Source organism: Sphingobacterium populi, assembly GCF_001586775.1.
GTDB classification, from domain to species: Bacteria; Bacteroidota; Bacteroidia; order Sphingobacteriales; family Sphingobacteriaceae; genus Sphingobacterium; species Sphingobacterium populi.
On record NZ_LQXS01000001.1, the window covers coordinates 991,508 to 1,017,832 of the forward strand.

Genomic DNA, 26,325 nt, shown 5'->3' on the forward strand with positions numbered 1-26,325 from the left:
AAAACTTAGGGGTGATAAAACGTTTTATCTATCTTTAAACACACATTAAAGCGCTTTTTCGGAGATTGTCATCCAAAAATTAGCAATAAATTTCTTGCTTAAACAACAAAATTAACATACATTTATTGTCAGTACGACAATTAATAATAAACCTATTCAGTACATATCAGCAAATATGTACTACAAATAGTGCAACTACTGACAAAGAAAACCTGTAAAAGAATTGTGTATGGTAGACGATAATGTGGATATCCGTAACTATGTTGCGAGAATTTTTGAGAAGGATTTTCAGGTCTTTGCGCTTTCCGGTAGTTCCGATGCCGAAAAATTGATTAACAGCATCCAACCGCTCGGCGCACGCCGCGATGAACTTACGAGAGAAATCGCCGAAGTCGAATTAGCCACTCATCCCACCACCAACAAGATGTGGCAGCATACTCCTGTCATTCTGCTTATTGCAAGCTCTTCGCCGGAAACCGATCTGAGTGGGCTACACGTTGATGCTGATAAGGCAGGTACGCAGCCTTTCGACAAAGAATTACTGCTTGCTCACGTTCAAAATTTATTACAGCAGCATGCGCCATCCGTAGATCGACTTTCTCAGCAGCCGCCATCAGAATCTACAAACATTAGCCAAAAGCACGAATTTTTAGCGAAAGTTACTCGTATCGTAGAAGAACATCTTGACGACCCGAGGTTCAATGTTCAGATGCTTGCAGAAGCCATCTCGATGAGCCATTCTAATTTCTACAGAAGGATAAAAGCCATTTCGGGCAAGTCTGCCAATGAATTTATCCGACATATACGTCTTAGAAAGGTTGCCAAACTATTGACCGAGACTGAATACAACGTCAGTGAGGCAGCTTTTGCGGCAGGTTTTAATGACATTAAGTATTTCAGGGCGAAATTTTTAAAGTTATTCGGCATGAAGCCGTCGGAATACAAGAAAAAGCATATAAATATGCATAATAGTGCTTGATCTAGCAATTATATTTGATCGTTAGCGTGGCTTATTACGCTATTATTTAAAGATTAGTGCCCTTCCATGTTATCTATGGAAGGGCACTAATCTTTAAGTGCACATGTAGCAATAACGAGATTGATAATAATCTCTTTTAATTAGCCACTACAACAAAGCCACCGTTTGTCGGGATAGTAATGTTGAAGGTTTTATTTTTAAATTTCGCTGCTTTGGAGGCAACTGTTTTTGCAGCTGCGTCATCAGTAAAAGTTTGCACTATACTATCGCTAAGCTGGGGTAAAGTCACATCTATCGTCTTGGCAGTTGACTCTGCATTAATTCCAGCAATGTACCACTGTTTCCCTTTGCGGCGTGCCATCACCACATATTTGCCGGGGTAACCATCTAGAAACAAAGTTTCATCCCAAGTTGTCGGTACCGATTTCATAAAATCAATCGCAGCTGGGCTCGCATCTGTCAAGTTATTAGGTGTAATGCCAAAGTTTTGAACGGCACTCTGGAAAACAATAGCCGTAGCAATCTGAAAGGTTTCGCTGGTAACTCGTGTTTGTCCACCAGAATTCGTGCGGTTGTGTCGCTTATTAAGTAATACAGGGCCAAAGTCCATCGCTGCCACGCTATTTCGTATGAAAGGATGCAGAGTTGCATTAAATGCTTCCATATCATTAGCTCGCTGCGTAAAAATTAGATTTTCTGAAGCCAATACTGCTTCGCTTGATATAAAATTTGGATACATACGCTCCCAGCCTCTCGGCACTGTGCAGCCATGAAATATGACCGACAAACCGTATTCATTAGCATCCGACAGTATCGCCTCATACAACTGCATGGTTTCCTGTTTATCGCCGCCAAAAAAATCAACTTTGATTCCTTTAATACCAATTTCTTTCATCCAAGCCATCTCCTTTTTTCGCTCGATAGCTTCGTTCATCTTATTTTTTGGTCCTTGTGGCGCATCATTCCAATAACCATTGGAATTGTACCACAATTGCAAACCCACGTCTTTCTGCTTCGCATAAGCTGCTAATTCAGCAATTTTATCACGTCCGATGTTGGTATCCCACCAATTGTCTACAAGAGAAAATTCATAACCCATCGCTGCCGATAGGTCTACAAACTTCTTCTGATCCTCTAGATTAATACTTTCATCTTGCCATTCCAACCAACTCCATGTAGATCTACCAAATTTATAATCTCTCGATGCTTTGTATTTAGCGCCAACTACATCCTGCGTGATCGTGGTTTCTAATATAGGTTTCAAACTCTTGCCAACAGTTAAAGTGCGCCATGGTGTAAATCCTGGCAATGCAAATGCTGGCTCCACGCTACCAAGTCCGTTATTCTCACCGGGCTCCGGAAAAGCGATCGAATATAAACCATTGGCGGTCGGTTCGCTGAGTTTGCTGCCACAATAGTTACCATCCACGCCTGTTTCTGAAACTAAAACCCAACCTTTATCCTGAATTTTAAATAAAGCAGGAAATGTAAAACCGACTCCATAGTGCGAAGGCGCACCTATCGGGGCATCTACCGTATAATCTTCTTCGTAACTCGGTTTTGTTTTCTTCCAACCGACCATCGGCGGCGACTGCGGCGTCAGGAATGTTGTCGTAAAAGCGGGAAATTGAAAACCACTATGCTCCTTTTGTATCACGATATTAGCTTGTTCGCCCTGTTGTGGTATGAAGTATCGAAAAGCAATATTGTGATTACTGACTTGGAAAGTCGTCTCAAAAGCCTGTTTTTCGCTGTTTTCCCATCGACAAACCAATTCATTCGCTTGATAGCGAACGTCGCTTCTTTTGAATCTAGATTCGCTGTACTGCTCATCGATCGTCCGCTCTTGCTTTAACACGAAATTAAACTTCTCAGATAGATTGTGTGTGCTAGCGGTCAATCCTAGGGGCGACTTGTCCAGCATCATTTCTCCATCTAAGCGTACAGAATAACTGAGCTTTCCTTGATCTAAATGAAGATAGACCGCCAAACGCGAATCTGGACTGCGCACCATCCACTCTTGAGCTAATACCGGAAATGAAATAGTTAGTAATAAAAGTAAACTGCAAAAAACAGGTTTCATGAACATAAATATAGTAGTTAACGTAAATTTACTCGTTGTACATCCGTATAGTAATACTCCCCAGATAAGTTGGAAAGTACACCTACTCGGACAAATACATAATCTAGATTAGCCAAAGAAGCCGGCAGCGCAGTGCTCATGCTCAAGGGTTGTCCCACTTGAACATCAGCCGCATCCATTTCCACGCGATGTTCAAATCTGCCTTGATCTGTTAGCATAGAGTGGCCTACATAAAGCGCTACTCTGTTCACATTAGCGTTTGGCACCACGCGCCTGATGGAAAACTGAGTATTGAGTGTTGCACCAGCTGCTGAGAATGATTCATTCTCTAACACAAAGTACGGAGTTACTGGAATATCCACAACCGTATTGCCTCGCACGGTCACTTCAACTGTATCCAGATTCCTAGGTAACCAAGGCGCATCGCCATTAGTTACCAATTTGTATGTGCCATCGAATAAGCTAGCAGAAAAATGGCCTTCATGGTCAATAAAGACATCCATCGGCGTTCGTAGCTCATGTCCATCTTCCCAAAGTTGTAATCGGGTTCCACCCGTTCTTACACTAACAGGACTTCCCTCGTAGATGATATTGCCTGATAAAGTAGACTTGGGCGCTACAAAATTATCATATTCGCAGCTCACCAAAAACAGCGAGGTGAATGCTAAAACAGATAGATAGATGCTTGAATATTTCATAATAAAAATCTTTTCTGATCGTGATAAAAACTAGTTAAATGGATTTCTAACAATCTTTGGATTGTTGTTTATCACTCCTTGGTCGATGGAAGCGTAATAGTTGGCCATCCGGAAAAGGCGCGCTCTACGGAAACGTGTAGGACGAATGCGCTGATAAATGTATTGCCCGTTAGTCGGATGCCCTGGGCGCACTACACGATACGGATAAAGCCCGTATACAACAGCATTCTGATCGGTTTCCTCACCGTTCCATACCAAGTGAGCAATGCGCCAACGTTTCAAATCAAAGAAACGATGATCTTCAAAAGCCAATTCGACACGGCGTTCCTTACGGATAATATCCATCGTCAGGTTGGAAATGCTATTTGGTGGGAATCCCGCACGCTCACGCAGTGTGTTGATATAAGCAGTTGCAGGACCAGTTTCGCCCAATTCAAAGGCAGCTTCCGCTGCATTCAAATAGATTTCGCCCATGCGGTACCACGGCCACCAGTTACTAGCTGCGATACCACGTGCACTGGCTCCAGAAGCATCGCTCACCATCTTACGCAAATAGAATCCTGTATTACTCACATCTTGTTGATTGTCTGCAGGACCATCAAAACCAGTCCACAATCCACCATCTGGCGTATAATTATCTCCCAAGCGAGCCGTCGTGCGTAGGTCGTATGCTCCATCTTCCCATACCGCTACACCGGCTTGTATACTGGTATTTCGTCCTTTAAACGTTGTACCTGCATAGATCACTGTGCCATAGAGCCGTCCGTCTTTATTGGCAAAGATATCGGCTGGATTATCATAGACGATGTAATTTCCATTCTGATCACGATCGCGAATCGTACCTGGAGAACCATCTAGATAATCGAAGCTTTCTACGAAGCTCAACGAAGGGCTTAGCGTAGAAGATGATTCGTTATCTTCTGTAGAGCCTTTTATAATATTATCATATGTGAAACCATGTGTCTTCACGCCGGTCTGAAAATCTTTTGCAAAGATTACTTCGGAATCATTCTTAGCATTCAACATCGTGTAAAAATTCTCTCCTTTATTCGGGTTGGCATTGAACAAGCCGTACGATGAATTGGCCATAATAGCGCGTGAAGCCGTGAGCGATTTTTGGTAATAATCGCTAGCCATACTAGCTGGGATGCCTACTTCGCCACCTGGTGTGCTAATGGGCGCTCCCATCAGGTTATTGTATTTGGCGATTGATGCTGCATATAGCATGGATCGACTTTGCAAAGCTAAAGCGGTAACCGTATTGGCACGTGTTCTACTGTTTGCATTAGGAGCCAAATGATCTTTAATCGCTTCGGTTTCACTGTAGATGAAGTCATATACTTCATGCTCCTTGGCCCGAGGCATTTGTAGCGGTTCTGGGTTGCCGCTGAAATCGTAGATCAGCTGTGTGGTCACCAAAGGTACGCCACCCATGCGCTTTACCATCTCGAAGTAAACTGTGGCGCGAATGAAACGTAATTCCGCATTAAAGAGTTGTTTCTGCTCCGCAGTCAAACTTCCACCGAATTGCTCAATGCCATCAAGCGCAATGCTGATATCACGGATCAGTCCATAATCCCAGTACCGGCCGTAATCGTCACCGTACTGGAAATCATTCCGCCAGTTTTGATCGCGATGGCCTGACCACATGGCGTCATCCCCTTCAGACATCCCTCCGGTATTAAATACGCCATGCATGCTTGGCAGACGATTATAATAATTCGCCAAAAGCGACGTAATTAGCACGGGATCATTCCAGAGTTGCTCATCAGTAATCAGGTTTTTTGACGGTCGATCAAACCATTCATCATGTTTACACGAACTCGCCGATAGCGCTGCCGCTATAAGAAATATAATAAATTTAGTCTTCATGTCTTTAATTAAAATGTGATGTTGAAACCTGCCATAATAACCTTCTGCTGTGGATATACCACGGCCGCAGGAGCCGAAATCTCCGGATCTATTTGAAAACGTTTTACGTTATCAAATGAAAATAAGTTAGAGCCATTGACATATACTCTGATTTTGCTCGAACCAATTTTGGATGCTAGCTCTTGTCCGAAAGTATAGCCCAGTTCCATATTTCGTACACGTAGGTATCTTACATTAGTCAACCAGAAGTCGCTATTTCTATGATTTGGCCCCGAATTACCATTACGTATTGCAGGATAATAACCCGGAATCCACTCACTATTCAAATCATAAGGATCAGCACGATGCCAACGATCTTCCAATAGATAAGCAGGCGAATTACCGCCACCATGTAATGCATTACGCAATTCGTAATCCTGATTCCAAGATTGTAGTGCGCCTCCAGCAAAATCTAGATTCAAATCAAATCCTTTATAATTCAATCCGATACGTCCGCCAAAACTCAACATCGGTGCCCAGCCTGTAGGATAGCCGATTGGACGCTCATCCAAACTGTTGATCACGCCATCACCATTCACGTCCTTATAGATAAAGTCGCCCGGTAGTTGTGTCCGATTATTTTGCCCATCGTTATTGATCGGGTGATTACGGATTTGTTCTTCTGACTCAAATCGGCCCTCGACCTGATAGCCCCACCAAACACCACCCCAGCGATCTTCAATAGAACTCCGGTATTCGTTCCAAGCGCTACCAAACCTCGGCTTGTAGGTTTCGATACTGCGATATCTTGAATAGGTCGCATTTGCACTCACCACGTATCCTAACTCACCTACGTTACTACTATAGGTTAGCATCCCCTCAATACCGTAGTATCCATTTTTACCTAAATTTTCTGGTGGCAATCCATAGCCGATTTCGGATGGAAGTAATACATCATAGCGTTGTGCAGGTGTTCCAGAACGGATAATCTTGAACGCATCGGCCGTAAAGGTCAACTTATTGTCGAACATCGCCAAATCCATAGCGATATTGTAATTGGTATTCTTCACCCAAGAGAGATTGCGGATTGGTAATCCACGAGGTTGCAAACCAGGGACGTAGGCTCCGTCCAAAATCGCATTACCTTGATTCCAGTTGTATCCTGCTAAATAGCCGTGCATAGATACGCCTTGCTCCAAACCGGTTTGGCCAACAGAGAAACGAAATTTCAAATCATTAACTGTTCCTTTCAAGCTTTCGAAAAATGCTTCATCCGATATACGCCATCCTGCGGACATACCCGGAAAAATTCCCCAACGATTGTCTTGATAATACAGGTATGAACCGTCGTATCTACCGAGCACTTCTAAAAGGTATTTACCTTTGTAGTTATAATTAATCCGTCCGATATAACCGGCACGTGCTTCATAATCCCAGCCGTCGCCATAATTATTCAACTGATCCAATTGCTGCAGCGGGATATAATTATTGGTAGGATTAGATCCCACAGATTCATAATTACGCTCCCAGTCCGAGCGCTCGTATCCCAAGGTAGCTGCGAGGTGATGATCGCCAAAATCTTTTGCATAGTCGAGTTGGAATTGCGCATATCGTGCTACGACTTCGCGCTCGGTCTGGTAACGCCAACGCGAGTCGGTACCGTGAGTACGGTTGTACGCATCGTTGGCACGATCGTAGGTAAATACATCATACGAATATTGGAAACCATCGAATTTGTTATTCGTATAATTATACGACACCGTTCCTTTGGCCGACAGTCCAAAATCCGTTTTATATTGTGCAAATAAATTCACATTCGCATTTCTATATAGATTATCCTTATAACCTGCGATGTCCCGACTGAAGATCGCTGGGTTATACGCGAAATCATTCACATGATTGGGGTATAGCGGATTGTCATTCGCGTATGGCCCTACCGTTGGTCTGTTTCTAAATAGCGCAAGAAAAGATGAGAAATAGCCATCGCCACCTGGCAGACCTACATCCTGACTGTACTCTTGGCGACCGGATATTTGCGTACCCACGGTCAATCCTTTTAGGATAGTGGTTTCCAAGTTGGCCTGTAGGTTCGTGCGCTTGTAAGAGAAATCTTCCATCATGGCATCCTGATTCAGGTTACCTACAGAAAGGAAATAGTTGGAGTTGGCACTACTTCCATTGATATTTGCATTGATATAATTCTGTGGGATATTTTTGCGCACAATCATATCATAGTAATCATAACCTTGATATCCTGCTTCGGTGCCCGCTTGCCATTTTGCCAGTTCCTCCGGCGTCATCACAGCAGAAGGATTGCCACCTTCATTTTGCGCCGTTTCTACCAGTGCGCGGGTATATTGAGCCGCATTGGCCAATGTTGGGAAACGTGTTAGATTTTGCCAGCCCATATAGCCATTAATATTCACGCGAACGGACTCGCCTTTGCTGCCTTTTTTGGTAGTCACGAGTACCACACCGTTGGCCGCACGCAAACCGTAGATCGCTGCCGAAGCATCTTTCAGGATAGTGATGTTTTCAATATCCTCGATGTTAAGCGCATTAAAAGCATCTTGTCCAGATACATTGGAAGATCCTACCCAATCGTTTCCTGTTTGTCCGCCATAAGGAACACCGTCGATCACGAATAGCGGATTTCCCATATTACGGATTTCCAATGCCGCACCACGACCAGGTCGCCCATCTTGCGCACGCACGGAAATACCCTGTATTTTACCAGCCAATGCGCCAGCTGTCGTGGTCGAAGATGTGCGAACAATTTCTTTCGCATTGATATCACTCACGGCACCGGTCAGGTTTCGACGAGATTGAGTACCGTAACCCACGACGACGACATCATCAATGGTTTGATCGTCATCTTCCAAGGTGATATTAAAGGAAGAACGGCTGCCAATTGCAATTTTTTGTGTTTTGTAACCAATAAAAGAGATGATCAAAGTCGTTCCCTCGGTGCGAAGCTCGAATTGGCCGTCTTTATCTGTTGTTGCGCCATCAGTTGTTTTTTCTGCGCTGACGCTGACGCCTTGTAATGGGGTATTATCTTCTTTCACTACGGTACCACGTAGTACGCGCTGCTGTGCAAACAAAGAATTTGCGCAACATAAAAAAAGACAACATAGAAGAATCTTTAAGTCTTTCATGTAAGTAGAAATTTAGGTTTGTTCGTAATTAGTTAGACAAATATTCAACTTCTAAATTGCTTTGGCAGGGGTGGAATTGGTCAAAAAAGATGGTGTAATATGCCGTCATTACAATGTTTTTTAGGCTTGAATACTGAGCTTTCCTTGTCATCAAACAATTCGATAAAAATCGCCTTAAAGGGATCTTTACTAAACCACTAATATTAAACCCTTTACATACAGAATTTTCGACTTTTTAAGAGCAATACATAATTATCCACCCCTATCGATGCAGAAAATACCCCTCTTAATGTATTTGCTTTTAATGTAACTTGCCTAATAATATTAATGACCACTTAAAATCTAATAGTCAGTACGCTCTTGATACGGTTTTCTATTCTTCATATCTATTAAATTCACCTATTTTATTCTTTTTTATAATGAGATTTTCTATTCGAATGCTACTGGTCATCATTCTTTTGCAGATCCAACTGAAAGAACCTGCCCAAGCACAATCTGCAACTTATGATGGCTATCTTTTTGCTTATTTTGAAGGCGATGGAACACCCGCGCTTCAGGAACAATTGCGCTTTGCAGTAAGTCATGATGCGCAACATTGGTATGCATTGCATAACAATCAGCCGATTTTGAATTCATCTGATATTTCAAGTACCGGCGGTATTCGAGATCCTCATATTTTGCGAGGTGCCCAGGAGGATGGATTTTATCTGACTTGTACGGATATGAATACCGTAAAAAACGGCTGGGAAACTAACCCAGGCATTGTGTTGCTACATTCTAATGATCTAATTTCGTGGAAATCGTCTATTATTGACCTTGCAAAACTATATCCAAAGGAATTTGGCTCGGTAAAATGGGTATGGGCTCCGCAAACAATCTACGACCCTTCCGTTGGAAAATACATGGTTTATTTTACGGTGCGAAAGTACGAAAATGAAAAATTAGACTTTTATTACGCTTATGCGAATGCTGATTTTAGCGGCTTGGAAGAAATGCCAAAGTTATTATTTGCTCCCACCTATGGTGGAATAGATGGAGACATCATTTTCGAAGATGGTGTCTATCACTTCTTTTATAAAGGCAATACCAAGGATAGCCTTGGAAAAGAATTTGAGAATGGCATCAAAAAGGCAACCAGCTACTCCCTACTTGGGCCATGGAAAGAAGAGCCGCGATATCTGGATGTGTATGCCAACACGAAAACTTCGGTAGAAGGATCTAGCATCTTTAAATTAAATAATGCTGACGAGTATTATCTCATGTACGATTTATATACTTCCGGTAAATACGCCTTTCAGCGTAGCCGTGATTTGGTTAATTTCAGTGAAAATGCTGAGTTTTTTGAGAAAAATTTTCATCCTAGACACGGCAGTGTCATTTCCATCTATCAGGCCGAAGCTGCCCGACTATCTGCAAAGTGGAGTGGTGTTCCCGATGAGTTATTAAAAAATACATATTAAAGCAAAATAAGCTGTTTTTTTGATCGCGAATAGGCGCTCAAAAAACAGCTTATTTTATTATACATTCTATTAGATTTGACCGACTTAACTTTCGTGCTGCCAGTAATTCTCCAATTGCGTTGCCTCTGCGGCCGTGAGATGGATGACGGCTCCATGCTTGGGAGACACGAAGTTCGTGGTCTTCATTGCGCCTTCATTGAAACGACCTAAATTCGTAAAGGTTTTAAAATCTTGGGTTTCACTAAACCCAAAATTGTGCGGATTAATTCCATAAATATCATACATCAGCACCCATTTTTCTTCTCCAATCCGTTTCCAGACCGTCGGTGCTTCGCAAGCCTGTGGTTCTGGATCGTACCAGCTTGGATCGTATGCATATGCACCTACTAAAGAATTAGAAACTGCCTGTTTGATACCCGGAATACCGTCGTGTGAGACATAAAACAAGTGAAACTGATCATTCACCCGAGTAATATCTCCATCTATATTAGCGATATTGTATTGTGGATGCTGAAATAGTAAACGCGGCGGAGAATCCATTGCTGTACATTCTTTATTAAGGAAGGAATAATACATTTGACTCAGACCATTTCGGAACCGCAATGTAAAATACACCATCATCTGTTCGTTTTGCTCATCGTAAATAAGTTGAGGTGCCCAGGCGCAGCCGATACCTTCCCAACCAGGAAATGCCTGATCAACCGCTATTAGCGTGTGAGTCCAATGAATCAAATCAGGAGATTTCATCAGCACCAAATTCTTATTATTCCCCCAGCCAAATTCTCTTCCATCACGTTCCCATTCGGTAGATCTATATCCTTTTTGTTGCCCAAATATATGTAGATCTGTCATTGCCATATAGAAATAACCATCCGGACCGCGCGTAATATAGGGATCACGAATACCTTTTTGCTCGGCAATACTATCACCTGCAATCACTGGATTTCCCTGATTCACATCTGAAAAAGTATAACCATCCTTGCTAAGCGCAAAATGAACGCTGTGTGTATCATCTTTGAAATACACCATCAAGTAAGCTGCCATATCGCTTTCGGAGGGCACTGGTTGCTGAGCGTACAAATGTGTCAATAGCAACATCAAGAACAGGGTATATCTATAGCGCATAAATCTCTTAATCCAACGTCAAAACCACAACTGAAAAAGGCGGTAATTCAAGCGACAACTGCTCTTCTTTTTGCGTAAAATCTTTATACGCTACTGGCTGAATTAGATCTGGTTTTTCAAACGTGTTATGATCATTTAGGCTTGCCGATTTCAAGATTCTTCCCGAAATATTTTTTGCTTTTTTACCAACATTCATATCCACACGCTGTGCTTTAGTAGCATCGATGTTTACGATACTGATGTGCGTCTTTCCATCTTTGCCTACTGATGCGGAAGCATGTACTGCTGGTAAAGTTTCGCCTTCAAAAGTATATAACGCGCTTTCTACTGATAGCGGAATCAACTGCGCGTCCTGATGCACCTTGTACATTTCCATAACGTGGTACGTTGGTGTGAGGATCATCTGCTCATCTTTGGTAAGAATCACTGCTTGCAGTACGTTGATAGTTTGTGCTAAATTGGCCATGCGCACACGGTCAGAATGGTTATTGAAGACATTCAGTGTTACGCCGGCAATCATGGCATCACGCATCGTGTTTTGCTGATACAGGAAACCAGGATTAGTACCTTCTTCGACTTCGTACCAACCACCCCACTCATCTACTACCAAAGCAATGCGTTTTTTTGGATCATACTTATCCATAATAGCCGAGTGCTTGCGTACTAATTCATCCATTTTCCAAGCGGACTGCATGGTTTTGAAATATTGTGTATCCGAGTATCCAGTCGCAGGCCCTTTACTATTCCATTCTACATTCGCATAGTGGTGCAAAGCCAATCCTTCTACCAGATTATGCTTGATGTTTTTCATAAGTGTTTCTGTCCACTCGTAATCGTCTACGTTCGCTCCAGATGCAATACGAAATAATCCGCCGGTATTTGTCCAATCGGACATAAATGTGGCGTACTTGCGATACACATCGGAGTAATAAGATGCTGTCATATTGCCACCGCAGCCCCAAGCTTCATTTCCTACACCCCAGAACTTTACTTTCCAAGGTTCTTCGCGACCATTTTCACGTCGTAAATCGGCCATCGGACTTTCGCCACCATGATTAGCGTATTGCACCCAGTCGGCCAACTCCTGTACTTCGCCGCTTCCGACATTTCCAGACAAGTATGGTTCTGTTTCTAGCAACTCGCACATGTTAAGAAAATCGTGTGTACCAAAACTATTATCTTCCGTAACGCCACCCCACCAGCTATTTACAATCGTTGGGCGATCAGGCTTTGGGCCGATACCGTCTTTCCAATGGTAGGTATCTGCGAAGCAACCTCCCGGCCAACGCAAGTTGGGAATATGTAATTCTTTTAGCGCAGCTACCACATCATTTCGCACGCCAGCTGTATGCGGAATGCGTTCATTATCTTCGCCTACATAAAAACCACCATAAATACATCTGCCCAGATGTTCGGCAAAATGTCCATAAATATGTTTGTTAATGGTAGTGCCACTAGGCGCCTGCAGCTTGACGCTGGTTTTGTTTTGTTGTGCAAAGCTCCAGTTGCTGGTGCATGCCAGCAGCAGCAGAAGCAGGAATGGTCGCGTATTCGTCTTATTCATCTGTTTATAATTTTCAGTATATAATTTTACACAGCCTGTATGGCTATGTATGAAGGTTAGTGATATGCTTCACACAAAAAGGTCAGTTTTTTTTTAATGACCTTCTCGATACACAAATATCCACAAATAGATCGTAGCAAACGATGGTAATCTATACCAAAATGAGGGGGTAGATTCGGCAAAAATTATATTTTGCGAAATAAGTTTATAGTTAATGGCCGTTAATAGAAAGGGCTCGTGAAACTATAAAAAATAAGATAGCTCGTCATGTGCGTTCATGACGAGCATCAGCACTTACTGCAGATGATTTAGTAATCGTATTTCTCGACAGATTTTATCTTGTTTTCGCCTTCGGTAAATACCAAAGTTGGCTGATATATTTCTGCTTCTTCTGGAGACATATTGATGAACGAAAGAATGTGTACCGTATCGCCGACTTTAGCATGTAATGCCGCTCCACCATTCATACAAACTTCGCCACTGCCGCGCTTTCCTGGCAATACATAGGTCATGATACGACTACCATTTACCGCATTGTTGATATAAACTTGTTCGTATTTTTTGATTCCTGCTGCGTCTAATAAATCGGCATCAATAGTTATTGACCCATTATAAGCGACATTGGCTTCGGTGACTTTTACTGTATGAATTTTTGCTTTTAAAAGTGTTAATTCCATATTGATATTATATTAGTGCTTGTTTAGTAATTTGATCTGCAATAGGATCGCGATCGACACACATTGCTTGCAGTATATATTGTGTTCCTCTTTGCAAAATGCAGTGCTTTTCAAATGAAAAATGGTATGTAAATCTAAAATCATCGTGCGGAGAAAAACCTTCATTGGCAACCATCGTCTGTGTGTAAAGTAATTCGCCACCTGCATCATACCGTTTTAGCTGATATATCGACTTTTCTAGAAACGTCAGAGCAAACCACGCTCCTTCGCCTATGCCACCAATCCACTGTGCATTACTTGGTATAGATGCTGGCTTTCTGCCGTACTGTACCATTCCTGGAACTTTGTCGCAACCTAATTTTGCACCTCCTTTATGACTAAAATTATCCTTCAGTAAATCGACCTGAAAGCGCAGCGACGCTATTCTACGCATAGGCATCGCTTTGATATGACGCTCATAATAGCAAAAGATATCGTCGATCTGCGTTGCGGCATTTACCACATTGCTGGTCGGGCTCGCTTTCAGCGACTCAGGATATAAAATTTTTCGGCGACGTGGATCATTTGCCGGCATCGCTTCGGTCAATACCTGCGCCACGAATCGCGAGCAACTATTGTGGTTCTTGGCCAATGCACCATAAAGAATAGGACCTGTAGCGACGATTTGATCAGCATAAGCTTCCGCTCTTCGATAGGATATTCCTTTGCAGATAGAGAACAGCGTTCTTCCTCCGCCGTGAGTAGCTTCTTGTTTGACGTAGAGTTCGTCAAAAATTTCTTGTAGATTACTAATCTCACCATGTTGATCGAACGATGCGCTAACCTGTATAATCAGGCGTGGATCGAAGCGCGCCGAGCGAGCACGACCATAACCTCGCGGTACTAGATAACGACCAAAATCAAAATATTTAATCTGCCCGCTCGCTCGCTCTACAAGCAAGATTGCAGCATGCCCGACTCTGAAATTTAAATTTTTAACGATGCCGATACGCGCAAAAAAGGCCATCCATTTTTCGTCGCCACGAGCCGTTTGATCCGGCCATGAAAGAGGAATAAGTACGTCGTTGAATCCGGCTTTATCCATTTAGGCTGTGTGCATTTGAAGTTGATACTTTACTATTTTCAGCATACAACTTGCTGAGATAGCGGCTCCCATGATCAGGGAAAAACAACAAAACGTTGTCATCCGAATGAAACCGCATTGCCGCACTATAGCACTTCAAGCTTGCTAATACAGCTGCACTAGAAAAACCACATCGGATATCGGTATGTTGATAATACCACTGTGCCATATCGATGGACACGTCTTTTTCTACCTGAAATATCTGATCAATCGGCTGCGGATCAAATGATCCCGGAACAAAATTTCTTCCTATCCCTTCGATGGCATCGAATGGCCTAACAGCATTGGGAGCGGTGCGATGCTTTAAGTAGTGTTGCAAGATAGAACCTCGCGGCTCGACTCCCCAAATACGGATCGCCTTTGCTTGCTCTTTTAAGAATCGACCAACACCAGAGATCGTACCTCCTGTGCCAATACCACATAAAAAATGCGTGATCTGCCCGTCGGTCTGTTCCCATATTTCAGGACCTGTCGTCCTATAATGCGCACGAATATTTTGTGTATTATAGTATTGATTTGTGAAATAGGCGTTCTGCTCCTTTGCGGCAAAAGATTGTGCGCGAAACTGCGTCGACTGAAAATCTTGTAAACCATTTGAATTGTCGCACAATTCGATGGATGCACCAGCTTCTTCGAGCTTATCTATTTTCTCTTGCGAACAGCTTTTTGATACAAATATTTTGACCTTGTATCCGAGTTGCCTTGCAATCAGTGCAATGCCTAATCCAGTATTTCCACTGCTAGCTTCGACAAAGGTGCCGCCTGCCTGTATTCGGTTCCGCTGTATAGCATCCTGAATCATGAAATATGCTGGACGATCCTTGGATGACATGCCAGGATTATGGAATTCATCTTTAACAAAGATATTCGTTTTGAAATATTCGGACAAGAAATCGCATTTTCTTATGGGCGTATTGCCAATAGATAATGGTATAGGTACAATGTTATTCACGTTTGGTAGCAGCACGGTAGAGAGTCTTGCTCAAGTTGTATGTTATCCCTAATAACGCAATGAACCACAAATTGTTGCCTTCAAGTAAAATTCAGATGCTGTTTTAACATTTTTTAGGTACATCATATCATCTGATCAAGTATCATAAAATTTCGAAATTCGTAGGGCAGTAAATCTATTCTGAACATTGTGCTACATTTCACTGAACAAAACCTTCTGATGGTAATGATGCCAATCCGTATAAACTAGCGTCCTTGTATCGATTCGATTAGAAGATGGCGATTTTTTTTGCACCTACATTTCTACGTACTTTCGCATTGAAAAGAACTTAGCGGATACTATGATCTTTACCTGCCTGCTGGCCAGACCAAATTTGTTGTGATGTCCACGGCAGCGCAGGATCGGACCAAAACGGATGGTTTTCGGCAAGTCCTAACGGAAGAAAGAGCACAGCAGCCAAATAAGGACTGCCTTGATTGTTATAGAAGTCACCCAAACTTTCTTGCGCGCCATACAAGCCAATGGTTAGCCAGCCGTTCTTATATGTTGATGGGCTTTCGGTCGTTTTGCGCAATACGGCAGTTAAGGCGCTACGTACTTGAGCTGCGGGTAAACTGCTGGGCAGTCGATCGTTAAAAGCCATATCTGCTAAATGGTGAAATGCTGCTCCACGATAAATCACCGACCGACCAGAAGCTGGATACGAGCCATCGACATGAATTAAACGCTCCAAGATCTCGGCGTAGCGTTGGTTTCGTTTTTTGATTTCTGCAAACATGTTATGGTAGCCGTTGGTTTTCTTACCGATCACATCTACCAAGTTGCTTAAGTACGGATGAATCACGTAACTATTGTAATAATCGAATGCGAAATGTTCTCCATCTTTGTATATGCCATCACCTACATACCATTGCTCAAATTGGCGTAGTGCATAATCCACACGCATATTGTCCCAAGAATCGCTATATTTTGCTAAAAAAGCTTCATTCATTGCCGAGAATAATAACCAATTAGAATAGACCGGCAGGAATCGGCGCGTCGAACGAATGGAGGTTAGTAATTTTACTTTGGCTTCTTCGGACAGGTTTTCCCAAATCCAAGGTGCACGAATAAGTCCTAGCGCCAAGAAAGATGCATCGACTAATTGTTGCCCACCGATATCGAAACGCATAAAATCATGTGCAGTAGAATCCAATGCATTTTCAAATCCTTGGATTACCCAAGTTCGATACTGCGCTCGTAGCGCTTGCTCCTCCACACTCCCTCCTTCCAATTGCAACCACGGTGCTATTCCAGAGATAACTCTACCCCACACTTCTAAGTATTGCACCTGAATGCGGTGTTCGCGATTGTCCACGTTGTTAGAAGTGACCTGCGGCATCGTAATTCGTAGGCTGTCTTGTGCCAAACTGCGAATTATAGGACGCACCATTTTATCCATTTCTGCTAACCAGAATAGCCGATCAGATTGTAGCAAGTGCTCCCGCGTGCTTAAACTTTTGCTTTGAGCAAAACAAGAGCAAGAGGTAATCCAGAAAGATGTTATCAGGAGCAGAAATCTATACGTCATAATTCAATAATTTACCGATCTAAGTACTTGTAAAGCTCTGACGCGGCAAGCAAATATGCTCCAACACCAAAATTGGTCGTAGAATTCTGATCCACTACCTGTCCCGGAATAGCTTTTTCTCCGATTGGCTGTACATAACCGACTGAACCATCGGCTTGCACCGCTACTTCTTGCAAATAACGCCATGAGCGATCAATTACGGGAAGATACTCTGATTCGTTTAAATAACCATTATTCATTCCCCAAAGCAGACCGTAAGTAAAGAAGGCTGTACCACTGGTCTCAGGACCTGGCGCATGCGCAGGATCAAGCAAACTTCGTGTCCAATAACCTTCAGGCTGCTGCGCTGCCGCGACTGCGGCAGCCAACTGCTGAAAGCGTTGCTCAAAAAACGGACGGTGCTGGTAATCTTTTGGCAGATCGTGTAGTACTTTGGCTAATCCGGCCAAAACCCAGCCATCGCCTCTTGCCCAGAAATCTCGTTTTCCATTCGCACTTTTGTGCTTTGGGTAAAGGTATTTGCCATCCCGATAATAGAGATGTGCTTCCTCATCAAACATCAGACTATCCGCATACCGAAAATACGTATTCAGTTTTTCCAAGTACAAAGGATTATTTGTGACTTGGTACAATTTTGTCATTACGGGCATCACCATGTACAAGCCATCGGCCCACCACCAGTAATCATTTTCTGGGGTAGACATTTGATACTCCATCACTTCTTGCGCCCGACGGATACGATTTTCATCTGGTTGCAATTGATAAAGATCTATGTAGGTCTGAAAGCAGATTTGCCAGTCGCCAAATAGTACGTAGTCATCGCTTTCTCCATAACTATACTTCCAATCGGCTCTATCATCGGATTTGGCACCTTTCCAATCATTGGATTTTGCCCAGAGCAGGCTATAATCTAAAAAAGTAGCATCTTTGGTGACTTCGTAAGCGGCCATATTGCCAGTATGATAGGCAGCTTCGTCCCAAAATGCCCAATTCTGCGGTTTATTGTTCTGCTGCCAATAAGTGTTGACCAGACGGATCGATGCGATTACATCTTGCTTATCAATCTGATCAATTGCATATTTTTTGCTGGTACAGGCCATAAAAAACATGAAGACAGTCATCCAACCTGTAATTATTTTCCAATTCATATTACATCTATTTCACAACGAAAGGTGAACTTGCAGGTTCACCTTTCATATTCATTTCATCTATTTTATTGAAGCGCTATAGCAACTTCTGCACTTTGCAACCATGGTGCTGATAGTCGTACTTGGATTTTTTCCGAAGGTTTGCCGTTAGCACGTACATAAACCATCATTTTGCCTTTAAAGGCACGCTGTTGATTGTCCGTATAATCGGACATATCGCTATTATTCCCTGCTTCCATACCGAGCAAAGTACCTGGTCCAACAATTTGACACGTAATCTCATCATCCGCCATGGGCACGATTACGCCATCTTCATCGACAATTTGCACACTGATCTGTGCTAGTCCGCCGTCTGCTGCTACCGTTTGCTTAGCGTCTTCGATTACTTTCAGTGCGTACGATCTTTTGCTCGTTTGCAAGCTGTGTCTCACAATTTCGCGACCGGATTCGTCCAAACCAATCACCGTTAGATTTCCCGCAGCGTATGGAATATCCCAATACACGATGCCATGGCGATCATCCGCTGATTTTTCTTCTCCGATCTTACGACCGTTGAGTTCAAGATATACCTTTGGCGCATTGCTGTAGGATACGACGCGTATTTGCTGTCCTTCCTGATAATTCCACACAGGCCAAGCATCCATCGATGGTGCCTGATCTTTTTTGCCACCTTGCTCCGCTTCTAACAAAGACCACGTATCTGTAGCGGCACCGCCGCCTTGTACTGGATATGTACCTAGATAAGCCATCGGTTCGTCTGACCATAGGGATGCACGGTAGTATCCACGTGGTTTCATAAATCCGGCAAAATCCAATAGTCCTGAATAAAATCCTCGGGAAGGCCAACGGCCAGATTCTCCTAAATAATCAATACCGGTCCATAGGAATTGTCCAAATATATGCTCGTTTTCTGTAACGGCTTTCCATGCACCGTAATCGTGGCGATTTTCACTACCGTAAATTACGCGTTCTGGATATTTGGCATGATCCTCAACATAACGCGATTCGGTATAATTGTATCCTGCGATGTCCAATACACCAGGGTACGCCGTTTCGTTGGACATCGCCACGCCTGCTAAACCTGCTGTGATTGGTCGCGATTGGTCGTGTTGGCGTACAACGGCAGCCAATCGCTTAGCAATATCTCCCAATCTCATAGCATCTGGTGCATCTTTACGGTATCCGCCAAATATAGGTTGTGTAAATCCGCTACCCTGCCCACCGTCTAGTACGGGATGCGAGTAAGGATCATTGGGATAATCTACTTCATTTCCGATACTCCAAGCAAAAATAGATAAATGATTGCGATCGCGACGTACCATATCGGCTAGGTCGCGCTCGCCCCACTCTTCGAAATAATCAAAAGCTCCTTGAAAACCTGGTGTGCCAACATTCCAGCCTGATAACCATTTGCGTTTTGGGAATTCCCATTCATCAAATGCTTCATTCATTACCAACATGCCCAGTTCATCACATAAAGCATACAAGCTGCTTGCTTGCGGATTGTGACTGGTACGAATAGCATTCACGCCGATGGATTTTAGCTGGAGCAATCTTCTGCGCCATACTTCAGGATATACTGCCGCGCCTAATACGCCCGCATCGTGATGCAGACATACGCCTTTCACTTTCATTCCAACTCCATTCAGCGCGAAGCCCGTGTTCGGGTCGAATGTATACGTTCGAAAACCAGTACGCACGCTTGATTGATCTACGATCTGACCATCTTGCGTAATGGTGGTCTGCAAAGTATACAAAGTAGGATTATCAAGATCCCACAATTCAGGATCACGTACTTCTAGCGTACTATTTATCGCTTGCTTGCCATTACTCGGAACGTTTAGCTTAGTCGTCTTCTTAGTCACCGTTTTACCAGCAGCATCCACCAAAGTATGTGTTACTTGAACGTTAGCAACATGGTTCGAATGATTTTGTACCGGTGTTTCAATCTTCAATGTCCCTTTGTTTTTATTTACTTCAGGATATACATACAAGCCCCATGGTTCCAAATGCACCTTATTCGCTTGTACTAACCAGACATCCCGATAGATTCCCGATCCAGTGTACCAACGCGAATCGGCATCTTGAGTATGATCTACACGCACAGCTATGGTATTCTCCGCACCATATTTGAGATGAGGCGTGAGGTCGTACATAAAAGAAACATATCCATTCGGTCTTTTACCTAGCGAACGTCCGTTCACAAAGACTTCGCTGCGATTATAAACGCCTTCAAAATAGATATACAACTGCTTTCCTTGCTGGTTGGCATCGACAAAAATTTGTTTGTGGTACCAGCCAATGCCGCCCGGCAAATAGCCTGTAGCACTGGCTAGACTTGGACTGAGCGGTTGCCTAACGCTCCAATCGTGTGGTAATTGCACTGCTTGCCAAGAGCGGTCTAATTTTTCTGTTGTTGCGGCTTCCGCCTGATCGCCAAGTTTAAAATGCCAATCCTTATTGATTTTGGTCGCTTTACCAAAGTCGGCTTGTGCCATTAATTCATTACTACTAGATAATAATAATACGCAAACGCTGATATTGGCGACAAGAAATCTGGTGAATTTTGAGTACATGTTGTTTGTTAAAAGTGGTATTTGTCAGTAAAATATTAATGAGTCGGAACTACCGGCAAGATAAAACCCTGTTCATCAAACCGTAAGGCGTCAATAGCGACTTCTCGGTGAAAACCGGCGGCGTCTCCCATGTTGATTCCATCAGGATACGAAAAACGATGATACACGATATACCACTCGTCCTTGCCCGGAACTTGTATCACCGAATTGTGGCCAGTTCCGTAGATGCCTTGCTGTTCATCCTTTTTCAAGATGAGGTTGTTTTCGGGAATTTGAATTGGTGACGTAGGGGAATCTGCTATGCCATAACGCACGCGATAATTGGGACTCCGAGTATCATCCTCCGACCATAGAAAGTAATATTTGCCTTCACGGTAAATAACATAAACGCCTTCGCGAAACGTACCATCTGTTGGCGTTAGCACTTTAGTTGTATTTGGCTTGAGCGAGATCATATCTTTATTCAGCTCTGCCACAGCCAAATAGCCATTGCCCCAGTACAAGTAATTTTTCTTGGATTTGGGATCGCAAAACACCGCTGGATCGATTTCCTGTCCATTTTGAATACCTTCTGGCTTACTATTTACTAATGGTTTTCCCGAATCGCGGAAAGGTCCTTGCGGATTGTCGGCAACGGCCACACCGATTTTTTGCGCTGCCGAGAAGTAGTAGTAATACTGATATTTCCCTTTGTTATTTTTCTCGATAATCGTCGGTGCCCAGGCATTCCGATCAGCCCACGATACATCTTTTTTCAGATCTAAAATCACACCTTCATCTTTCCAGTTTTTGAGATCGGTAGAGGAGAATGTTTTGAAATAATAGCCACCCCAACCGTCGAATCCATCACTGGTTGGATATAGATAATATTTTTTGTCTTTGTGCGAGTAGATAATGTCTGGATCGGCGTAATAGCCATCCAAAACCGGGTTTTTTGCCGTAGGTACTTCGATACCTGCTGGCGTTCCCCAGCGATCGGTAAGCGCTTTTAATTCTGCACGCGATAGTGGAATAATCGAACCATGTCTTGGGTGAAAATCCATACTTATATCTTCATCTATCACATTAAATCTATCCAGATCTACGCTTTCGCAGAATTGGTATTTGCCTTTACCATATACATCGTACATCAAAATATACTTGTCTGATTGGTTCAATTTAAATACACTGGACCCTTCAACCGCATCTCTGGTCTGCTGCTTGTACCCAGGTTGCTCGATCCATTTTCCAGCAGTCAATGAATCGGTGATCGCAAGGCGAATGCCATTGCCGTGTCCTTCGGTTTTATAAAAAAGGTAGTACAGGCCATTCTTCAGAATGATGTCGCCATCGATACAGGATTTTTGATTTTTTGGAATAAACAGTTCCTTTGGTTCGGCTTCCAAATCGGTAAAATCTGTATTCGCGTAAGCGTAATAGATAATGTCTGGCCCATCGCCATGTTGCATAGACCAATACACCATATACTTATTTACCGATGGGTCAAAGATGGTTTGAGGTGCCCATACGCGTTTCAAATCTTCGTGCCCTGCAAAGCGTGTGGGGATATGGATTTTACTGTGTGTCCAGTCTACCAAATTATTGGATTTCAATAAAATCATTCCGCGGTTAGAATCCCAACCTTTGCTCGATGTCATATCCGTGAGTACCATGTAGAAAGATTTGCCATCTTCGCCACGCAGAATATGTGGATCGCGCACGCCGCCCGTAGCACTGATCTCTGCCGAGTTCAGCACAGGCGCATTTCCATTCAGCGCCTTATAGTTATAGCCATCAGTACTCACCGCAAAGCAAACAGCTTCATCTTCTACGGCGTTGCCTTTAAAATAGGCGAATAAATAACCAATGTAATCTTTGGCCTCGGGGCCTGACTTATACGCTTGTGCCAGCACCATTGCTGTACTCAAAAAGTAGGTCGTCAAAATCAATACTATTCTCATGTCAATAATTTAGTGATGGTTAAAATGGTGGCTCTATCGAATACCTTCGGTGGTCATCTGTATTCGTTTGATAGTTCCATCTTCGTTGTAAAACAGGCGATCGATACAAACCGAGCGGCTATAACTGCCACCATCTGTCTGGATCCCTCCGTTGTGGTAAATAAAATACCACTCGCCTTTGAACGCTACAATGGACTGGTGGTTGGTATTGCTATTACCCGCAATTTCATTCAGAATACCTTTGTATTCGTATGGACCATCCATGCGATCGCCCATCGCATAAGCGATTTTTTCTGGAAAACCCGAAGCGTATGTCAAGTAGTATTTTCCTTTATACTGGTGCACCCACGGTGCTTCGGTAAAGTCAAGCTGATCAAATTTAATCTGCTTGATTTCTCCATCGATTTCGATCATATTGTCTTTTAGCTTGGCATAATAGCATTCGCGATTTCCCCAAAAGATCCATGCTTGGCCGTCATCATCGATATGGACTGCTGGATCGATACATGCCCATGCATGGCTCGATGCGAAACAATCGTCATTGGTCAACAGCGGTTTGCCCAAAGCATCTTTGAAAGGACCTGTCGGTGAGTCGGATACCGCTACGCCGATTCCGGTCCAATTGGTACTGATGTACCAATAATATTTACCGTCTTTCTCGGTCACGTGCCCAGCAAAAGCATCGCCACTCGTGGCCCAAGCAAAGTCCGTTATTTTTAAAGGCACTTGATACTCGGTCCAGTTTTTCATATCGGTTGTAGAATACACCAACCAATCTTTCATCACGTACTTGGTTTGTCCGCCAGCCAAATCGTGGCCAACATAAAGCCACAACGTATCGCCTTGCACCAGCGCAGCAGGATCTGCCGTATATTTGTCCGTAATCAATGGATTGCCTTGAGCGGTAAATGTTTTGACGGCTTCCTGTGCGAAAATGGGCGAAAACGACCCAAATACCAGAGCAGTTATCAAACCAATGTATGATTTTCTCATTCGTTTTAACGTGTTTTTCATAGTATTAAAAATTACTTACGCGGCCACCTGATGGATTGTCTTTCAGCAGGCGTACATCTGTTAATTTGGCAGTGCTTGCTGCATCATTAGCTGTGATACGGAGTGTGATTTCTTGCTCGGATTTCAGCGTAGCTGGTAAAGCAATTATTTGTTGCTGCGCTGTTTCTCCCGCTTTAGATCGAATCGTAGCGATCGGAAGATCATTGGCCGTGATGGTAAAATCATAAACTCCTTCGGTGAAATAATGTACATACAGGTACTTTGCATCAGCAGATGGATTACTTAATTGATAACCAAACCAACCTGTTGCCATTCTCCATTGCGTACCGTTGTCTGCCCCTGTAGACGAAGCTTCAGAACGAATACCGTGATCGGACTCAGGTTGTTGTTGTCCTACACGCACTTGGTCAATGGTCAGTTTTTCTAATCGTTCCTGATATGCATCGCTCACGCTTGCAAAATAACGTGTGGCTTCTTGCTGCGATTCGGCATAGGGCCAATAAATCTGATAGCGTGCATCATGAATTTGGGCAAATGGCTGCAATACTTGCGTCTGCATCTCTCCATTTGCATTTTGCGCTTGCAGTGCAAAACGAAGTTCCTTTGCCGAAATGACATCGACCGAATGCGCTAAGCTTTCTGTATCGCCAACCAATAAGGGAATCTCCGTAGCAGATACTTGCTTGCCTTTGGCGATATGACCACCACGACTATCGTCTGCACGCAATCCGACAATATCTTCTTGTGCAGCACTCGTACCCGCCAATACCACTGGGCCATAATTAAATGCGAGATACGGTGAATTGTCTGGCAATGTTTCCAGTTCTACATGCATCGGCAACACTAATTTGACCTCGTCGCCATCTTTCCACTTGCGCTCCACGGCTAAGTAACCATTCGTAGTATCCTGAATGATTTGTTTTTTGCCGTTGACAAAAAGGGAGATGTGCTCCCCTTTTGTCCATTTTGGCTTTCGTAGATGTAGGGTAAACTTTTGCGCTTTATCAGCGTGTATTTTAAAATTAACGGTATCTGTATTCGGGAATTGGTGTTGCTGTACTAGGCGCACACCTTTGCTCTCCCAAGTCAATACAGAAGGTATAAATAGATTGACCCACAGCGCTTGATCCTGCTCCGCGTAGATAAATTCGCCGTATTTCGAATGGCTTTCTAATCCAGAGCCTACACAGCACCAAAAACTTGTTTGAGGTTGCGAATATACGCGATAATGTGCTGGCCGCATCGGCGTGAAATAAACCAATCCGCCGTGCTGTGGATGTTGTGAAGATAATATATGGTTGTACAGCGCGCGCTCGTAGTAATCCGCGTAGCGCACATCACCGGTGCGCTGAAAGAGTTGCGCACTCAACTTAAGCATATTGTAAGTATTGCAGGTTTCTGGCCCTTCTACACTACTAATCATGCTCGAGAAATCATCCGAAGGGTGAAAATGCTCGTACGTACTATTCCCTCCGATCGCCACACTGCGATGCTGCACCACCGTTTCCCAAAAGAACTGTGCGGCATCGTGCCAAGCATCTTGATCTTCCAAGTCGGCAACGCGCTCTATGCCGATTACTTTTGGAATCTGCGTATTGGCATGCATTCCTGTCAAGTGATCTTCCTGACTTAATAATGGTTGGAGAAATGATTCTTGTGTAAAGCGTTTTGCTAATCGAGCGTGCGCTGGATTTTTTGTCCACAAAGCGACATCGGCAAAAATCTCATTGAGCCCGCCATGCTCACTTCGTAGCATATCTTGCATTTGCGCATCGCTCAATCCGTCGGTCACATTCACCGCCCAGTCGGTCATCTTGATCAACATGTCTTTGGCCGCCGAATAACCGGCTACCTGATAGGCATCGCGCAGACCAGCGAAGGTTTTATGAATATTGTACAACGGTACCCATTTGCCATTCAAATCAAAATTACCTGCACGAATATCACCATTGCTAATCTCCTGCCAGAGCGCAGTACTACCCGGCACGCCTCCAATATATCCGGTGCCGAGCGCGTCTTGACAGCGCTGCAATTCGGTAAGTACATATTCTAATCGTTCCTGTATTGTTTTATCAGCAGTGGATGCGTACAACAACGCTAAACCTGATAAATAATGTCCGGCAGTATGGCCATCTAAGCCAGAGTTTTCCCAATTGGTATAACTCGCTGCTTTTGCAGGCAAACCTGCTTCTCGAAGAAACGGAGCGAGTAAGCGATTGGCATCTAAGGCCAGTAAGTAATCACGATTAAGCGATTGCGCTTTTAGAAATGGACTCTCTAACAACCGCACCTGCTTGATGGGAAGCAACTTTACCGCTCCGTCTTGTGCCTCAACGGTCGAAACCGTCAAAGCAGCAAAAGCAAGTATCCAATATACATTCCGTTTTCTAAACATAGCTCGTCGATT

Annotated in this window: 17 protein-coding genes; 2 read left to right on the top strand and 15 right to left on the bottom strand. The window is 43.5% G+C overall.

What is annotated here, in order from left to right; genetic code table 11:
* Window positions 1–229: 229 nt before the first annotated feature.
* Window positions 230–979 carry a response regulator transcription factor gene (locus A0125_RS03925; RefSeq protein WP_066752346.1) on the top strand — a complete coding sequence of 250 codons (750 nt, stop codon included), beginning with the start codon at window positions 230–232 and terminating at the stop codon, window positions 977–979.
* 136 nt (window positions 980–1,115) lie between these two features.
* Here A0125_RS03925 and A0125_RS03930 read toward each other — a convergent pair whose 3' ends face one another.
* The 4 genes from A0125_RS03930 to A0125_RS03945 are packed head-to-tail and all read right to left on the bottom strand — an operon-like array spanning window position 1,116 to window position 8,769.
* A complete protein-coding gene (locus A0125_RS03930) occupies window positions 1,116–3,062 on the bottom strand; it encodes a glycoside hydrolase family 97 protein (protein WP_066752349.1) in 1,947 nt (648 codons plus the stop codon).
* Between the two features lie 17 nt (window positions 3,063–3,079).
* On the bottom strand, window positions 3,080–3,760 hold the full coding sequence (locus A0125_RS03935; RefSeq protein ID WP_066752352.1) for a DUF3823 domain-containing protein: 681 nt from the start codon (window positions 3,758–3,760) through the stop codon (window positions 3,080–3,082).
* Between the two features lie 30 nt (window positions 3,761–3,790).
* Window positions 3,791–5,632, bottom strand: a complete 1,842-nt coding sequence (locus tag A0125_RS03940; RefSeq protein WP_066752355.1) for a RagB/SusD family nutrient uptake outer membrane protein — start codon at window positions 5,630–5,632, stop codon at window positions 3,791–3,793.
* An 8-nt stretch (window positions 5,633–5,640) separates the two neighbouring features.
* The gene (locus A0125_RS03945; protein ID WP_066752358.1) at window positions 5,641–8,769 is read right to left on the bottom strand and encodes a SusC/RagA family TonB-linked outer membrane protein; all 3,129 of its coding nucleotides are present in this window, start codon (window positions 8,767–8,769) and stop codon (window positions 5,641–5,643) included.
* Window positions 8,770–9,188: 419 nt separating this feature from the next.
* Here A0125_RS03945 and A0125_RS03950 point away from each other — a divergent pair, with 419 nt between their 5' ends.
* On the top strand, window positions 9,189–10,229 hold the full coding sequence (locus A0125_RS03950; RefSeq protein WP_082784874.1) for a glycoside hydrolase family 43 protein: 1,041 nt from the start codon (window positions 9,189–9,191) through the stop codon (window positions 10,227–10,229).
* 84 nt (window positions 10,230–10,313) lie between these two features.
* Here A0125_RS03950 and A0125_RS03955 read toward each other — a convergent pair whose 3' ends face one another.
* The 11 genes from A0125_RS03955 to A0125_RS04005 form a co-directional block, all read right to left on the bottom strand.
* On the bottom strand, window positions 10,314–11,354 hold the full coding sequence (locus A0125_RS03955) for a glycoside hydrolase family 43 protein (RefSeq protein ID WP_156472396.1): 1,041 nt from the start codon (window positions 11,352–11,354) through the stop codon (window positions 10,314–10,316).
* A gap of 7 nt (window positions 11,355–11,361) precedes the next feature.
* A complete protein-coding gene (locus A0125_RS03960) occupies window positions 11,362–12,918 on the bottom strand; it encodes an alpha-N-arabinofuranosidase (protein WP_066752363.1) in 1,557 nt (518 codons plus the stop codon).
* A 308-nt stretch (window positions 12,919–13,226) separates the two neighbouring features.
* A complete protein-coding gene (gene panD, locus A0125_RS03965) occupies window positions 13,227–13,595 on the bottom strand; it encodes an aspartate 1-decarboxylase (protein ID WP_066752366.1) in 369 nt (122 codons plus the stop codon).
* A gap of 7 nt (window positions 13,596–13,602) precedes the next feature.
* Window positions 13,603–14,679 carry a DUF6695 family protein gene (locus A0125_RS03970; RefSeq protein ID WP_066752369.1) on the bottom strand — a complete coding sequence of 359 codons (1,077 nt, stop codon included), beginning with the start codon at window positions 14,677–14,679 and terminating at the stop codon, window positions 13,603–13,605.
* On the bottom strand, window positions 14,672–15,670 hold the full coding sequence (locus tag A0125_RS03975) for a PLP-dependent cysteine synthase family protein (protein WP_197464765.1): 999 nt from the start codon (window positions 15,668–15,670) through the stop codon (window positions 14,672–14,674). The genes A0125_RS03970 and A0125_RS03975 overlap by 8 nt, the downstream gene beginning before the upstream one ends.
* Before the next feature lie 328 nt (window positions 15,671–15,998).
* Window positions 15,999–17,240: a DUF2264 domain-containing protein gene (locus A0125_RS03980; RefSeq protein WP_082784875.1), complete on the bottom strand. Its 1,242-nt coding sequence runs from the start codon at window positions 17,238–17,240 to the stop codon at window positions 15,999–16,001.
* 11 nt (window positions 17,241–17,251) lie between these two features.
* Entirely contained in the window at window positions 17,252–18,388 is a 1,137-nt protein-coding gene (locus A0125_RS03985) for a glycoside hydrolase family 88/105 protein (RefSeq protein WP_231863106.1), read from the bottom strand.
* Between the two features lie 65 nt (window positions 18,389–18,453).
* A complete protein-coding gene (locus A0125_RS03990) occupies window positions 18,454–20,964 on the bottom strand; it encodes a sugar-binding domain-containing protein (protein ID WP_066752378.1) in 2,511 nt (836 codons plus the stop codon).
* A gap of 35 nt (window positions 20,965–20,999) precedes the next feature.
* Entirely contained in the window at window positions 21,000–22,904 is a 1,905-nt protein-coding gene (locus A0125_RS03995) for a family 43 glycosylhydrolase (protein ID WP_066752381.1), read from the bottom strand.
* A gap of 33 nt (window positions 22,905–22,937) precedes the next feature.
* Entirely contained in the window at window positions 22,938–23,918 is a 981-nt protein-coding gene (locus A0125_RS04000) for a glycoside hydrolase family 43 protein (RefSeq protein ID WP_066752389.1), read from the bottom strand.
* A gap of 4 nt (window positions 23,919–23,922) precedes the next feature.
* Entirely contained in the window at window positions 23,923–26,313 is a 2,391-nt protein-coding gene (locus A0125_RS04005; protein ID WP_082784876.1) for a glycoside hydrolase family 127 protein, read from the bottom strand.
* Window positions 26,314–26,325: the final 12 nt, after the last annotated feature.

Bases quoted from the DNA above. Each gene is read 5' to 3' on its own strand.
- A0125_RS03925 (WP_066752346.1), top strand. From the start codon at position 230: ATGGTAGACGATAATGTGGATATCCGTAACTATGTTGCGAGAATTTTT.
- A0125_RS03970 (WP_066752369.1), bottom strand. From the start codon at position 14,679: ATGGATAAAGCCGGATTCAACGACGTACTTATTCCTCTTTCATGGCCG.
- A0125_RS03950 (WP_082784874.1), top strand. From the start codon at position 9,189: ATGAGATTTTCTATTCGAATGCTACTGGTCATCATTCTTTTGCAGATC.
- A0125_RS03930 (WP_066752349.1), bottom strand. From the start codon at position 3,062: ATGAAACCTGTTTTTTGCAGTTTACTTTTATTACTAACTATTTCATTT.
- A0125_RS03990 (WP_066752378.1), bottom strand. From the start codon at position 20,964: ATGTACTCAAAATTCACCAGATTTCTTGTCGCCAATATCAGCGTTTGC.
- A0125_RS03980 (WP_082784875.1), bottom strand. From the start codon at position 17,240: ATGACGTATAGATTTCTGCTCCTGATAACATCTTTCTGGATTACCTCT.
- A0125_RS03985 (WP_231863106.1), bottom strand. From the start codon at position 18,388: ATGAATTGGAAAATAATTACAGGTTGGATGACTGTCTTCATGTTTTTT.
- A0125_RS03935 (WP_066752352.1), bottom strand. From the start codon at position 3,760: ATGAAATATTCAAGCATCTATCTATCTGTTTTAGCATTCACCTCGCTG.
- panD (WP_066752366.1), bottom strand. From the start codon at position 13,595: ATGGAATTAACACTTTTAAAAGCAAAAATTCATACAGTAAAAGTCACC.
- A0125_RS03995 (WP_066752381.1), bottom strand. From the start codon at position 22,904: ATGAGAATAGTATTGATTTTGACGACCTACTTTTTGAGTACAGCAATG.
- A0125_RS03940 (WP_066752355.1), bottom strand. From the start codon at position 5,632: ATGAAGACTAAATTTATTATATTTCTTATAGCGGCAGCGCTATCGGCG.
- A0125_RS04005 (WP_082784876.1), bottom strand. From the start codon at position 26,313: ATGTTTAGAAAACGGAATGTATATTGGATACTTGCTTTTGCTGCTTTG.
- A0125_RS03945 (WP_066752358.1), bottom strand. From the start codon at position 8,769: ATGAAAGACTTAAAGATTCTTCTATGTTGTCTTTTTTTATGTTGCGCA.
- A0125_RS03955 (WP_156472396.1), bottom strand. From the start codon at position 11,354: ATGCGCTATAGATATACCCTGTTCTTGATGTTGCTATTGACACATTTG.
- A0125_RS04000 (WP_066752389.1), bottom strand. From the start codon at position 23,918: ATGAAAAACACGTTAAAACGAATGAGAAAATCATACATTGGTTTGATA.
- A0125_RS03960 (WP_066752363.1), bottom strand. From the start codon at position 12,918: ATGAATAAGACGAATACGCGACCATTCCTGCTTCTGCTGCTGCTGGCA.